Annotated in this window: 12 protein-coding genes; 3 read left to right on the forward strand and 9 right to left on the reverse strand. The window is 67.6% G+C overall.

The features are described from left to right. The first annotated feature begins 11 nt into the window (after positions 1-11). Positions 12-1,241 (forward strand): aminotransferase class I/II-fold pyridoxal phosphate-dependent enzyme, encoded by a 1,230-nt coding sequence (locus AC4BCK_RS12240; protein WP_490565987.1) that lies wholly within the window; start codon positions 12-14, stop codon positions 1,239-1,241. Further along, positions 1,241-2,026, forward strand: a complete 786-nt coding sequence (locus AC4BCK_RS12245; RefSeq protein WP_310113801.1) for a spermidine synthase — start codon at positions 1,241-1,243, stop codon at positions 2,024-2,026. The genes AC4BCK_RS12240 and AC4BCK_RS12245 overlap by 1 nt, the downstream gene beginning before the upstream one ends. Positions 2,027-2,054: 28 nt before the next feature. Here AC4BCK_RS12245 and rsmD read toward each other — a convergent pair whose 3' ends face one another. Genes rsmD through thiL form a run of 4 tightly spaced genes read right to left on the reverse strand, consistent with a single transcriptional unit; the run spans position 2,055 to position 6,940 of the window. Then, entirely contained in the window at positions 2,055-2,678 is a 624-nt protein-coding gene (gene rsmD, locus AC4BCK_RS12250) for a 16S rRNA (guanine(966)-N(2))-methyltransferase RsmD (protein ID WP_363955668.1), read from the reverse strand. Positions 2,679-2,723: 45 nt separating this feature from the next. After that, positions 2,724-4,991 (reverse strand): ATP-dependent DNA helicase RecG, encoded by a 2,268-nt coding sequence (locus tag AC4BCK_RS12255; RefSeq protein WP_490565988.1) that lies wholly within the window; start codon positions 4,989-4,991, stop codon positions 2,724-2,726. Beyond that, positions 4,981-5,967 carry a DAK2 domain-containing protein gene (locus AC4BCK_RS12260; RefSeq protein ID WP_363955665.1) on the reverse strand — a complete coding sequence of 329 codons (987 nt, stop codon included), beginning with the start codon at positions 5,965-5,967 and terminating at the stop codon, positions 4,981-4,983. The genes AC4BCK_RS12255 and AC4BCK_RS12260 overlap by 11 nt, the downstream gene beginning before the upstream one ends. A 22-nt stretch (positions 5,968-5,989) precedes the next feature. After that, on the reverse strand, positions 5,990-6,940 hold the full coding sequence (gene thiL / locus AC4BCK_RS12265) for a thiamine-phosphate kinase (protein WP_174178242.1): 951 nt from the start codon (positions 6,938-6,940) through the stop codon (positions 5,990-5,992). Positions 6,941-7,183: 243 nt separating this feature from the next. Here thiL and AC4BCK_RS12270 point away from each other — a divergent pair, with 243 nt between their 5' ends. After that, the gene (locus tag AC4BCK_RS12270; RefSeq protein ID WP_174178159.1) at positions 7,184-7,687 is read left to right on the forward strand and encodes a DUF3515 domain-containing protein; all 504 of its coding nucleotides are present in this window, start codon (positions 7,184-7,186) and stop codon (positions 7,685-7,687) included. Positions 7,688-7,721: 34 nt separating this feature from the next. On the opposite strand, the gene AC4BCK_RS12275 is transcribed toward AC4BCK_RS12270, so the two are convergent. The 5 genes from AC4BCK_RS12275 to leuD form a co-directional block, all read right to left on the reverse strand. After that, complete coding sequence (locus AC4BCK_RS12275) at positions 7,722-8,870, reverse strand: D-alanine--D-alanine ligase family protein (protein WP_251423580.1); 1,149 nt, start codon at positions 8,868-8,870, stop codon at positions 7,722-7,724. Positions 8,871-8,872: 2 nt separating this feature from the next. Beyond that, on the reverse strand, positions 8,873-9,925 hold the full coding sequence (locus AC4BCK_RS12280) for an NAD(P)H-dependent glycerol-3-phosphate dehydrogenase (protein WP_251423582.1): 1,053 nt from the start codon (positions 9,923-9,925) through the stop codon (positions 8,873-8,875). Next, positions 9,922-10,695, reverse strand: a complete 774-nt coding sequence (locus AC4BCK_RS12285; RefSeq protein ID WP_363955661.1) for a lysophospholipid acyltransferase family protein — start codon at positions 10,693-10,695, stop codon at positions 9,922-9,924. The genes AC4BCK_RS12280 and AC4BCK_RS12285 overlap by 4 nt, the downstream gene beginning before the upstream one ends. A 9-nt stretch (positions 10,696-10,704) precedes the next feature. After that, positions 10,705-12,030 (reverse strand): UDP-N-acetylglucosamine 1-carboxyvinyltransferase, encoded by a 1,326-nt coding sequence (gene murA / locus AC4BCK_RS12290; RefSeq protein ID WP_066276889.1) that lies wholly within the window; start codon positions 12,028-12,030, stop codon positions 10,705-10,707. Between the two features lie 151 nt (positions 12,031-12,181). Then, positions 12,182-12,793 carry a 3-isopropylmalate dehydratase small subunit gene (gene leuD / locus AC4BCK_RS12295; RefSeq protein WP_251423588.1) on the reverse strand — a complete coding sequence of 204 codons (612 nt, stop codon included), beginning with the start codon at positions 12,791-12,793 and terminating at the stop codon, positions 12,182-12,184. Between the last annotated feature and the right edge of the window lie 3 nt (positions 12,794-12,796).

Below are 12,796 nucleotides of genomic sequence, written 5' to 3' on the forward strand. Positions count from 1 at the left end.
ACCATGACTGGATGCATGCACCACGGGAAGTTTCCGCGCCCACGGCTCCCGCTCCCTGGCAGCGCACAGCCCTCGGAGCAAACCTCCTCTCCCCCGGCGGAGGGCTGGGCGTCACCATCTTCGAGGAGATGACCACCCTGGCTGTCCAGACAGGCGCCATCAACCTCGGCCAGGGATTTCCGGACGAGGACGGACCACTGGAAATCAGGGAAGCCGCCCGGGCCGCCATCGCAGCCGGCGCGAACCAGTATGCACCGGGCAAAGGCATCCCGGAACTGCGCGAGGCAGTGGCGGCACACCAGCAGCGCTTCTATGGCCTTGCGCCCGACCCCGCCACCGAGGTGGTCATCACCACCGGCGCCACCGAGGCCATTGCCGCCGCGCTCCTGGCGTTCGCCGGGCCTGGCGACGAGGTGCTCACCCTGGAACCCTTCTACGATTCCTACGGCGCCGTGATCGGCCTGTCCGGCGCAACCCACGTGACCGCCCCGCTGCTGGCCCCGGACTTCATGCCGGACATGGCAGCACTCGAAGCCGCGTTCAGCCCGCGGACAAAGATTGTCCTCCTGAACAACCCCCACAACCCGACCGGCGCAGTCTTCCCGCGGGAGGTGCTGCAGCGGATCGTCGAGCTGGCACGCACGCACAACAGCATCATCGTCACGGATGAGGTCTATGAACACCTCACGTTCGGCGTCAGCCACGTGCCGGTGGCGTCCCTGCCCGGAGCCGCGGACCGCACCATCACGATCTCCTCCGCAGGCAAGACGTTCTCCCTGACCGGGTGGAAGATCGGCTGGCTCACGGGCCCGGAGGAGCTGGTGGCCGCCGTGCGGACCGTCAAGCAGTTCCTCACCTACAGTTCGGGCACCCCGTTCCAGTCGGCCATCGCCCTGGGCCTGGGCCTGCCGGACTCCTTCTACGAGGGCATCGCGGCATCCCTGCAGCAGAAGCGGGACATCCTGAGCGAAGGGCTCCGCGCCGCAGGCTTCGACGTCTTTTCCCCGCAGGGCACATACTTCGTCAATGTTGACACTGCTCCCCTGGGCATCACCGACTCGGTGGACCTTGCCCGGAGGCTTCCGGCCCTGGTGGGAGTCGCCGCGATCCCGGTCCCCGTGTTTTGCCACGAGGAGGGGGCACAGCGGACCCGAAGCCTGCTCCGGTTCGCCTTCTGCAAGAAGGACGGCGTCCTGCACGAGGCCGCCGCACGCCTGGCTTCCCTCAGCGGCAGGCTCTGATGCCAGCCGGGCGTGACACCCGGGCGCGGTTCCTGCGGACCACCGGGCAGCACGCGTCCATTGAACCGGATGCCTTCACCGAGGGCAGCTACGTCCTGAGCATCGGCGGCGCGGAACAGTCCCACGTCAACCTTCTCCGGCCGGAGGAGATCTTCTACGAGTACCTCCGCCGGATCGGCCACCTGGTGGACCTTGCAGCACCTGCCGGGGAGCCTGTCCGCGCGCTGCACCTGGGGGCCGGGGCACTGACCCTGGCGCGGTATATCCAGGCAACCCGGCCCGGATCGGCGCAGTATGCCGTGGAGCTGGAGCGCGAGCTGCTTGACTTCGTCCTGCGCCAGCTCCCCCTGCCCGAGGGCACGGACCTGCACACTGTCACCGGCGATGCCCGGGATTCACTGGCCCGGGTGGACCCGGAACTCCGGTTCGACGTCGTCATCCTGGACATCTTCTCCGGGCCGGAGGCACCGGCGCACCTGGCATGCAGCGCGTTCTACCGGGAAATTAGGGACCGGCTCAGCCCCGGCGGTGTGCTGATCGTCAATGTGGGTGACGAACCGGGGCTCACCCTGGTCCGAAGCCAGGTGGCGGCCATGCGGGAGGCCATGGCGGATGTGGCTGCCTTCGCAGAAGCGGGCATGTTCGAGGGCCGCCATCCCGGAAACGTGATCCTTGCGGGCACGCAGACCCCGTGGCCCCGGGACTGGACGGCCGAGCTGACCGCCCGGGGGCCGCACCCGGCGAAAGTCCTGGCCGGACTGGATCTGGACCCCTTTGCGGGCTGACCGCTGAGCATCTCGGGCGCCGGCCCGTTTAGCGTTCCGCGTCTTCCGCCGCTGCCGGAACGTCGCCCTCGTCGATGGCGTCCGGCACGTTGGGCTCCGCGTACCACAGCCTGGTTTCGCCGTATTTCTTCTCCGCGAACCGGGCCAGGGCGTCAGGCCACTGTGGCTCCGGGGAACGGGACGACCGCTCCACCACCACCACGGCGGCAGCCGACAGGTGCGGTGCGAGCTTCTGGAGCGCGGCATTCAAGGCCACTTCCTCAAGCGGGTACGGCGGGTCCATGAAGACAAGGTCCCACTCAGCAGTCTCCGGGGCACGGTCCAGGAAGGGTTCGACCTTCGAGCGGTGCACGGTGACGGCCTTGCGCCCCAGCACGCCGTTGACGAGGTCGGCATTGCGCTGGCACACTGCACTCGCCTTCCCGTCCGACTCCACCAGGTCGACTGTCTGCGCTCCCCTGCTGCCGCTCTCAACCCCCAGGGAGCCGGAGCCGGCATAAAGGTCCAGGACCCTGGCACCGGCAATGACGTTGAAGGCATCAAGCCGGGAGAAAAGCGCCTCCTTGACCCGGTCCGTGGTGGGCCTGGTCAGGGAACCGGGAACGGCTGTGAGGGGGGAGCCGCCGGCGGCCCCCGCAATGATCCGGCTCACCGGGCACTCCTGTCTGCGAAGCCAGGCAATCCGGCGCACACCATGCTATCCGCGTTCAAGGAACGCCTCCTTTTCCGGATTGAGGTACTTTTCTATCGCTTCGGCAAGCTCGGGACGGGCCGCCAGGGCGGGGTCCCCGCCCACGATCTGCTGGGCATCTTCCCTTGCCCGGGCAATAACATCCCCGTGTTCCAGGACCCGCAGCAGCTTCAGGGTGGAGCGTCCGCCTGACTGCGAGGCACCAAGAATGTCGCCCTCGCGACGCATCTTGAGGTCCTCCTCGGACAGCGCAAACCCGTCGGTGGTTGCGGCCACTGCCTCCAGCCTGCGCCGGCTGGGGTGGCCCGGTTCAAGGGAGGTCACCAGCAGGCAGGTCCCCGGGAGCCCGCCCCGGCCCACCCGGCCGCGGAGCTGGTGCAGCTGGGAGATCCCGAACCTGTCGGCATCAAGGATGACCATCAGGGTTGCATTGTGGACGTCCACGCCCACCTCGATCACGGTGGTGGACACCAGCAGCTTGATGCGGTTCGCCGCAAAATCGTCCATCACCCCAAACTTCAGGTCCGGCTCCTGGCGGCCATGGAGGGGTGCCAGCGGCACCCCGGACAAGGACGGCTCCTCCAGCAAATGCTCGACGACGGCGGTCACCGAGGCGAGCTCCCGCCCGCCGTCGCCTTCCGTGTCCCCCGCCGGAGGTGCCGCTTCACCGGGACTGAAGTCGCCGTCGTCGTCCGTTCCGATCCTGGGGCAGACGACGTATACCTGGTGGCCCGCGTCAATCTCCTCGCGCGCCCTTGCCCAGATGCGGCCTGCCCACGCCGGGTTCTCGGCCAGCCCCACCAGGTGCGTGGAAATGGGGGCCCTGCCGGCCGGCAGTTCGTTCAGGACGGACGTTTCGAGGTCGCCGAAAACGGTCATGGCGACCGTACGCGGAATGGGCGTGGCCGTCATGACGAGCAGGTGCGGGGGCTTCCTGGCCTTGGCCCGGAGCGCGTCACGCTGCTCCACGCCGAACCGGTGCTGCTCATCCACCACGATCAGGCCGAGGTCGTAGAAGGAAACGTTGTCGCTGAGGAGGGCGTGGGTACCGATGACGATCCCAGCGGTCCCGGACGCAGCATCGAGCATGGCCTGGCGCCGTGCCGCCGTGGGCATGGACCCGGTGAGCAGCGAGACCTGGACGGAGGCGCCGTCCATGCCGCCCAGCAGGCCGTCGCCGGACAGGGGCCCCAACGTGCGGCGGATCGAATCGAAATGCTGTGCGGCGAGGACTTCCGTGGGTGCCAGCAGGGCCGCCTGGCCCCCGGCATCCACCACCTGCAGCATTGCCCGGAGCGCCACCACGGTCTTGCCGGAGCCCACTTCGCCCTGCAGGAGCCGGTTCATGGGGGTGTCCCGGGCCAGCTCGTCCCCGAGGGTCTCCCCGACGGCGGCCTGCCCGGCAGTGAGGGTGAAGGGAAGATCGGCGTCGAAGCGGGCCAGGAGACCGTCCGGTACGGGCCTGCGCGCGGTGGCTTCCTCCGCGGCAAGCTGGGCGCGGCGGCGGGCCAGCGCGGACTGCAGCACCAGCGCTTCCTGGTAGCGGAAACGGCGGCGCGCCTGCTGCCAGTCACCGGCTGACTCCGGCTCGTGGATCAGCCGGTACGCCGTGGCAATGGGGAGGAATTCCTCCCGTGCCGCGATGTCGGAGGGGATGGGGTCGGGCAGGGAGTCGAGGTCAGCGGTTTCGAGCAGCGTGGAGACGGCCTTTTGGATTTTCCAGCTGGGCAGTTTGGACGTGGCCGGGTACACGGGGATGGGCATGGCGGCCATCTTTTCCGGATCGCGGCCGTTGCCACTGAACATGTCCTCGTCCAGGAGCTGGTAGTCCGGGTTGGTGAGGCCGAGTGAACCCTTGAAGCTGGTGACCTTGCCGGAAAAGAGGGCCAGCCGGCCCTGGAGCAGCTCCGCCTGGGCCTTGTAGCCGTTGAAGAAGCTGATTTTTAGGGTCCCTGGCGCTTTGCCGCGGTACTCCGTGCCGCCTACCAGCCGAAGTCCCTGTTTTCCGTCGTCGTCCGAAACCACGACGTCGGTGATGGTGCCGCGCCGCGCCTGCATGCGGCGGGTGCTGCTGGACAGGACCCGTGCGATCAGGGTGACTTCCTCGTCCCGCGGGATCTCGCTGATGGGGGTCAGCTCCCCGCGGTTCATGTAGCGGCGCGGGTAATAGTTGAGCAGCCCCTCCACCGTGGTGATGCCCAGGTGCTTTTCAATGACTGCGGCGGAACGCTTGCCAAGCCGGCGTTCCAGCGCCAGGTCCAGTTCAGCGCTCATGCCCGCTGGAGTTCACTGCATCCGCTGCCGGATCGCGCGGCAGGGCAAGTTCGCTGATGCTGATGTTGGCGGGCTCGCCGAGGGACCGGATGATTTCGACGGCGGGCTCCCCCTCTGGCACGTGGACGTGGACGCGCCACCGGTAGTTGCCCCCGGAATCAGGCCCGCTGCCCACCTGGCTCATGATGACCGATTCGCCGATTTCGTCCAGCCGCTGCCGGAGTGTGGCTGCGTTGAGCGGGGAAAGGCTGATGGTGCACATGACTTCCACGCCGTCGTCGTCCGGCATGGCGGTGTGGATGTGCGGATCCGACACGTCGTAGCCGTGCAGTCCGTCGAGGAGCTCGCTCTGGAGCTCCTCGCCAAGGATCGCCGAGCGCAGGCAATCGAGGATCAGCAGCATTCCCACCCCGCCTGCGTCCACCACGTGCGCGGAAGTCAGGGCGGCCAGTTGGTCCTCGGTATGGATCACGGCTGCGAGGGCGGCTTCGACGGCGGCGTCCAGGGCGAGGCCCAGGGCGTGATTGCTGTCGTCGCCGTTTTGCCCTGCGTCCACGGCGGCGGCCGCCCGGGCCGCCGCTTCCATGACGGAGAGCATGGTGCCGGGAACGGGGTCGCTCAGGGCTGACCAGGCGCGGATCTGGGCGCGGTTTAGCGCTGCTGCGAGAAGCGTGGATGTCAGGCGGGTGTGCCCCGCAAGCGGCTCGGCGGCGGCCGTCAGGAACACCGAAAGAAGCGTTCCCGAGTTTCCCCGGGCTTCCTCCATTGCGGCCTGCCCGGCGGTGGCCAGGACGGCTCCCACGTCCATCTGTGCAGGCTGGTCCCCGCCGGCGGACACGGCCCGGGAGGCCGCCCGGACGGTGACGTAGAGGTTTGTCCCGGTGTCGCCATCGGCCACCGGGAAAATATTAATGGCATTCAGGCGGTCGCTGTGGTTGCCAAGTGCCGTCTCAGCCTTGCCCAACCACCTCTTCATCGCTTGCGCGTTGGCGGCAACCTTAGTGTGCAAAGTGATCCCATCCCCCGGTGTCCGCGGACCGGCCCGCTATCGTGACGCCCGGGCGCTCGTTGATTCCCAGTGCTTGTATTGAGCCTATCGCAGTGAATCCGGCGGGCAGCAGGGTGCCGGAGGGGAATGTGGCCAGCAGCCCGTGGTCTTCCCCGCCGCCGAGCACCCAGTCCCCGGCATCAGTGTGCAGATGTTCCGCTGCGTGCCGCAGGACGTCCTTGAGCCTCTCCAGCGGGCCCGGATGGAGGTCGACGGCGACACCGCTGGCTGCCGCCAGCCGCAAGCCGTCCCGCAGCATGCCGTCCGAGATGTCCAGCATCGCTGTTGCGCCGGCAGCCCTCGCGGCGGGTCCCGCGGCCAGGGGTGGCCGCGGCCTGCACTGAAGGCCGGCCAGCCCGCGGAGTTCGGCGCTGAGGGTTTCCAGCGGAATGGCGGACTCGAGCAGGGCAAGTCCTGCGGCGGCGTGGCCGGCGGTGCCTGCGAGGGCCAGGGTGTCTCCGGGTTTGGCCCCGGACCGGAGGACTGCCGGGCCGCCGTCAAGGGTGCCCAGCACCGCAACCGTCACGGAAATTTCCCGGCCGCGCCCCAGGTCGCCTCCGGCCACCGAGCAGGTGGCCGCGCCGAGGTCCCTGATCCCGGAGGTGAGTCCGTCCGCCAGGTCCTCCACCCAGCCCACAGGGGTGTCAGGAGGAAGCGTGAGGCTCACCACCAGCGAGGTTGCACTTGCCCCCATGGCGTTGATGTCGCTGAGGTTCTGCGCCGCTGCTTTCCAGCCGACGTCGAACCCGGTGGTTTTGTAGCCGCTTGGCCACTGGAGCCGGAAGTCCTGGTCCTGGACCTGCGTGTCGATGCTGATGACGGTCCTGCCGTCCGGGGCAGCGATCACGGCGGCATCGTCCCCCGGCCCCAGGAGGGTGGCGGTGCAGTGCGTGCCTTCCATGGCCAGCCGAGGAAAGATCCGGGCCAGCAGCTCGCCCTCGGAGAGGGCAGAAACAGGGAGGGCGGAGACCGTCAGCTGGGGCCGGTCTCCAGCGGGCTGGCCGCTGCCGGATTGCGGACGGGGCTGCGGGCGGGAGGACAGGGGTTTTTCAGGCACCCCACTACGCTATCGCGGGGTCCTGACATTGGGGGCAGGCGGTGCCCGGCGTCGGGGCTGCCCCGCTGGCGGCGATAGGCTGGGGGGATGCACCGTCCCCAGCTTTCCCTGCCCGCCCGCGCTGCCAGGCTGGCACTGATTGGGAGCCTTGCGGCCATATCATTGACGTCCTGTTCGCCTCCCGTGGATGTTCCAGCCGCCCAGGACGCAGCCAACCCCGCCTGCGCTCCCATGATGGTGGCGTTGCCGGACGCGATTGGCGAGTACCCGCTCCGGAAGACCAACAGCCAGGCGACGGCCGCCTGGGGTGATCCTTCCCTGGTGATCCTCCGCTGCGGCGTCAACGTCCCGGGCCCCACGACAGACCGTTGCGTGACCGTTAACGGCATCGACTGGGTCATCAAGGAGGGCAACCCCGTCTGGACCCTGACGACCTATGGCCGCGAACCGGCAACCGAGATCCTGATGGACCCCGACAAAATCAGCTCCGCAACAGTCCTGGCAGACCTTGCAGCGGCCGCCGGCAAGGTACCGGCGGCCAGGAACTGCGTGGGCCAGGAGGACCTGCAGAACCTGCCGCCCAGCCAGTAAGGGAGCACGTTGCGGTCAGGGGCCGGTGGGGACGTCAGCGGAGCCCGGTTTTACGGTGCAGCGCCAGGTAGATCAGTTCATCGATGAGGTCTGCGTAGTCCAGCCCGGAGGCCGCCCACATCTGCGGGTACATGCTCTTGGGCGTGAACCCTGGCATGGTGTTGATCTCATTGATGATGAGCTCACCGGCGGGGGTGTAGAAGAAGTCCACACGGCTCAGTCCTTCGGCACCTACGGCGTCAAAGGCTGCCGCTGCGAGCTCGCGGACCCGTGCGATGGCTTCCTCGGGAATGTCTGCCGGGCAGCTGAGGGAGGCGGCGTCGTCCTCCACATACTTGGCGTTGAAATCGTAGAACTCGTGGGTGCCGCCGGCCACGGAGATCTCCCCCGGCATGGAGGTCCGCGGAGCGTCTGTCCCCCTGCCTTCGAGGACAGCGCATTCGATCTCCCGGCCGATAATCCCTGCCTCGATCACCAGCTTGAGGTCGTGCTCGCGGGCTTCCTCGATGGCCGCGTCCAGGTCCGCCAGGGAGTCAACCTTGGAAATGCCCATCGAGGAGCCTGCGCGGGCCGGTTTGACGAAGACCGGGAAGCCCAGCCGGTCCACCTGTTTGCGGACCAGCTCCGGGTCCTTGCGCCACTGACGGTCGGTGACCGCCACATACGGGCCCACGTGCAGCCCGGCCGCCTCGAAGACCACTTTCATGTAGTGCTTGTCCATGCCCACGGCGGAAGCAAGGACGCCGGCGCCCACGTAGCGGGTGTCCGAGAGTTCCAGCAGCCCCTGGATGGTGCCGTCCTCGCCGAACGGGCCATGCAGCAGCGGGAAAACCACGTCAACGGTTCCCAGCTCCTGGGGTACCTCGTTCGGGGACGCCACGATCAGCTGGTGCTCTCCCCCGATTTCCGCCAGGGTGACAGTCTGCGGTGACGGCGCCACCTCGGGCAGAGCCGTGGACGCCAGGGACCACTGGGCGGTGTCGGCGCCCGCGAGCACCCACTGCCCGGTCTTGGCGATTCCAATCGGAATCACCTCGTACTTGTCCTTGTTGATGGCGCCGAGCACACCGGCAGCCGTTACGCAGCTCACGGCGTGCTCGCTGGAGCGGCCGCCGAAAAGTACCGCCACCCGGGGTTTCGCCCGCGGCGCGGTCTCCCCCGCGGCCAGGTTTTCGTGGGACATCGTCAGTAATCGCCTTCAGGTTTCAGTTCCCGGGACAGCAGGAGGGGCCCCAGTTGGTCAACGGACAGCTTGCCTGCCAGCACGGCAACGACGGCGGCCGTGATGGGCATCTCGACGCCCAGCTTGCCTGCCAGTTCGTGGACGGCCTGGCCTGATTTTATGCCTTCGGCGGTCTGGGTCATCTTCTGGCCCACCTCCTCCAGCGTGAGGCCCTGGCCGAGCAGGCGGCCGGCGGTGTGGTTGCGCGAGAGCGGCGAGGAGCAGGTGGCCACGAGGTCGCCCAGCCCGGCCAGGCCGGCCATGGTCTTGGCCTCGCCGCCCAGGGCCAGGGCGAGGCGGGACGTCTCGGCCAGGCCGCGGGTGATGACGGACGCTTTGGTGTTGTCCCCCATCTGTTTGCCCTCGCAGATGCCCACGGCCAGCGCAATGACGTTTTTAACGATCCCGCCGATCTCCACCCCAACGACGTCCGCTGTGGTGTAGGGCCGGAAGTACGGAGCGGTGCAGCTCCTGGCGATCCAGCCGGCAGCTGCGGAATCGGTGCAGGCAACCACCGATGCGGTTGGTTCTTCGCGGGCAATCTCCATGGCCAGGTTGGGACCGGACACAATGGCGATACGTTCGGCGGGCAGGCCCAGCTCCTCGCCGATGACCTCGCTCATCCGGGCGTCCGTGCCGAGCTCAAGGCCCTTCATCAGGGAAACCACCATGGCGTCCCGGGCGATCAGGCCCTTCCATTCCCGCAGCTGCGGCCGCAGGGACTGCGCCGGGACGGCGATGACCACGAGGTCCGCGCCGTCCAGGACGGCGGCAACGTCCGTGGACGCCGAGATGCTCTCCGGGAGCGGGACGTCCTTCAGGTATTGCTCGTTGACGTGGCTGGTGTTGATCTGGTCCACCACTTCAGCGCGGCGGCCCCACAGCCTGATGGTGCGCGGATCGCCTGCTGCCGCCGCCGCATCAGCCAGGATCTTGGCGAACGTCGTCCCCCAGGAGCCGGCGCCCAGTACGGCAACGGAACGGGCCGAGCCCGCCTCCCTTTCCCCAGCGGTCACGGAGTTTCCGTTCCGGTACCGGGCTGCTGCTGCCCGCGTTCCACGAACCTGCCGTGCTTCGCCTGCTGCTGCTTGGCCGGGTCCCAGCGCTCCGCGGGAGGCTCTTCCTGCCGGATCTCCGCCAGGAGGCTGGTGATTGCGTCCATGATTGCGTCCGTGGCGCCTGTCAGGGTGGCTTTGTCCAGCGGGCGCCCGGCGAAGGCGCTCAGGTCCACGGGATCGCCCACCACAACCCTGGACCGCTTGCGCGGGAACAGGTGGAACCGCTTGCCGTAGCGGGGGAACACCTCATGGGCACCCCAGTGGGCGATCGGCACCACCGGGATGCCGCCTTCAAGGGCGAGCCGTGCGGCGCCGGTGTGGCCCTTCATGGGCCACAGCGCAGGGTCCCGGGTGAGGGTGCCCTCGGGATAAATGATGACGGCGCCGCCCTCGGCAACAATCTCCTGGGCGAGCTGCAGCGAGCGGTTCGCCCCCGCCGTCGAACGTTCCACGGGGATCTGCTTGGTGGCCCGCAGGACCCAGCCCAGCACCGGAACCTTGAACAGGCCGGACTTGGCGAGGAAGTGCGGGGCAATCCCGTGGTTGTAGAGGAGGTGGCCGATGATCAGGGGATCGATCTCGGTGCAGTGGTTTGGCGCCGCAATAAAGCCGCCGGCAGGCAGTTTCGCGGTGCCCTCCCACTTCTTGTCCATCATGAGGTTAAACAGGGGGCGGACTATTCCGGCAACCACCGCAAGGGTGGCGCGGCTCTTGGCCGGTTCTTTCACGTCTGCCCGCTACTTCGTGGTGGTGATGTCGAAGTCGGCACCCAGCCCGGCCAGTTTTTCGGTAAACCGTTCGTAGCCGCGGTTGATGATGTCGATGCCGGTCACGCGTGAGGTTCCCGTGGCCGCCAGAGCCGCAATCAGGTGGCTGAAGCCGCCGCGCAGGTCCGGGACGTCGATATCGGTGCCCTTGAGCTGGGTAGGTCCGGAGATCACGGCCGAATGCAGGAAGTTGCGCTGGCCAAACCGGCACGGGACGCTGCCCAGGCATTCACGGTGCACCTGGATGCTGGCCCCCATCCGGATGAGCGCATCCGTGAATCCGAAGCGGTTCTCGTAGACGGTCTCGTGGACGATGGAGACGCCTTCGGCCTGGGTCAGGGCCACCACCAGGGGCTGCTGCCAGTCCGTCATGAAGCCGGGGTGCACGTCAGTCTCCAGGACCAGCGGGTTGAGCTTGCCGCCGTGGTGGTAGAAACGGATGCCGTCCTCGCCGATGTCCATCCCGCCGCCCACCTTGCGGTAGGTGTTCAGGAAGGTCATCATGTCCCGCTGGGAGGCGCCCTCAACAAAGATGTCGCCCTTGGTGACCAGGGCAGCAGAGGCCCACGACGCTGACTCGTTGCGGTCCGAGAGCGCCCGGTGGTTGTAGCCGCCGAGGTCGCGGACACCCTCAATGCGGATGGTCCGGTCCGTCTGGACGCTGATGATGGCGCCCATCTTCTGCAGCACGGCGATGAGGTCGATGATCTCCGGCTCGGTGGCGGCACCGGAGAGCTCGGTGATGCCCTCGGCGCGGGTGGCGCTCAGCAGGACCTGCTCGGTGGCGCCCACCGACGGATACGGAAGGGAGATCTTTGCCCCGTGCAGGCCCTTGGGTGCCGAGATGTGGATCCCGCCGGGGCGCTTTTCCACCACGGCACCGAACTGCCGCAGCACGTCCAGGTGGTAGTCGATGGGGCGGTCGCCGATTTTGCAGCCGCCGAGATCGGGAATGAACGCCTCGCCGATGGCGTGGATCAGCGGTCCGCACAGCAGGATGGGAATCCGGGAGTCGCCTGCGTGGGCGTCAATGGCAGTGCTGGAGGCCGTCTTGGCTGCCTTCGGATCCAGCGTGAGGTCGCCGTTGACCGGGTCCTTGACCACGGTGACGCCATGCAGCTGCAGGAGGGAGGTGACCACCTCCACGTCCTTGATCTCCGGAACGTTCCGCAACACCGAGGGTTCGTTGCCCAGCAACGCTGCCACCATCGCCTTGGGGACAAGATTCTTTGCTCCCCTGACGCTGACGCGGCCTGTAAGCGGGACTCCGCCGCGGATTGTCAGAACACTACTCATATACCGGTTTCCTTACGATCACTCGCCCCCAAATCCTTGCAAAGGCTCCAACCAAGCATAGGAGGTTGCGTTACCGAACCGAAATACGCGGGCGACGGCGGCAGGGCGTGGCGCGCCGCCGTCGCACCTTTTAAAGACATGCAGCTCTGCTTCAGCCCGCGGAGGAAAGGCGCGCAGGCAGGGTTTTGGGCTTGAACGAGGGCCGGGTGGCCTCGTAGGCCGTGATGTCCGCCTCATGCTGCAGGGTCAGCCCGATGTCGTCCAGGCCTTCCAGCAGGCGCCAGCGGGTGTAGTCGTCGATCTCGAAGGGCGCAACGATGTTGCCGCACACCACGGTCTTGGACACCAGGTCCACGGTGACTTCGGTCCCCGGAGCGTTCTCGAGCTCCTTCCAGATGAGCTCGATGTCGTCCTGGGAGAGCTCGGCGGCCAGCAGCCCCTGCTTGCCGGAGTTCCCGCGGAAGATGTCGGCGAAGCGGGAGGAGAGGACGGCTTTGAAGCCGTAATCCTTGAGCGCCCAGACGGCGTGCTCGCGGGACGAGCCGGTTCCGAAGTCCGGGCCAGCCACCAGCACGGAGCCGGCAGTGAAGGGCTCCTTGTTGAGGATGAAGGACGGGTCCTTGCGCCATGCCGAGAACAGGGCGTCCTCGAACCCTGTCCGGGTGATCCGCTTGAGGTAGACGGCGGGGATGATCTGGTCCGTGTCCACGTTGCTCTGCCGCAGCGGGACGCCGATTCCGGTGTGGGTGGTGAACTTTTCCATGGC

Source organism: Pseudarthrobacter sp. As-47, assembly GCF_058215595.1.

What these genes read in the sequence shown, in the direction of transcription:
- AC4BCK_RS12240 (WP_490565987.1), top strand. Translation starts at nt 12, where the DNA reads ATGCATGCACCACGGGAAGTTTCCGCGCCCACGGCTCCCGCTCCCTGG.
- AC4BCK_RS12245 (WP_310113801.1), top strand. Translation starts at nt 1,241, where the DNA reads ATGCCAGCCGGGCGTGACACCCGGGCGCGGTTCCTGCGGACCACCGGG.
- AC4BCK_RS12255 (WP_490565988.1), bottom strand. Translation starts at nt 4,991, where the DNA reads ATGAGCGCTGAACTGGACCTGGCGCTGGAACGCCGGCTTGGCAAGCGT.
- AC4BCK_RS12260 (WP_363955665.1), bottom strand. Translation starts at nt 5,967, where the DNA reads ATGAAGAGGTGGTTGGGCAAGGCTGAGACGGCACTTGGCAACCACAGC.
- thiL (WP_174178242.1), bottom strand. Translation starts at nt 6,940, where the DNA reads ATGGAAGGCACGCACTGCACCGCCACCCTCCTGGGGCCGGGGGACGAT.
- AC4BCK_RS12270 (WP_174178159.1), top strand. Translation starts at nt 7,184, where the DNA reads ATGCACCGTCCCCAGCTTTCCCTGCCCGCCCGCGCTGCCAGGCTGGCA.
- AC4BCK_RS12275 (WP_251423580.1), bottom strand. Translation starts at nt 8,870, where the DNA reads ATGTCCCACGAAAACCTGGCCGCGGGGGAGACCGCGCCGCGGGCGAAA.
- murA (WP_066276889.1), bottom strand. Translation starts at nt 12,030, where the DNA reads ATGAGTAGTGTTCTGACAATCCGCGGCGGAGTCCCGCTTACAGGCCGC.
- leuD (WP_251423588.1), bottom strand. Translation starts at nt 12,793, where the DNA reads ATGGAAAAGTTCACCACCCACACCGGAATCGGCGTCCCGCTGCGGCAG.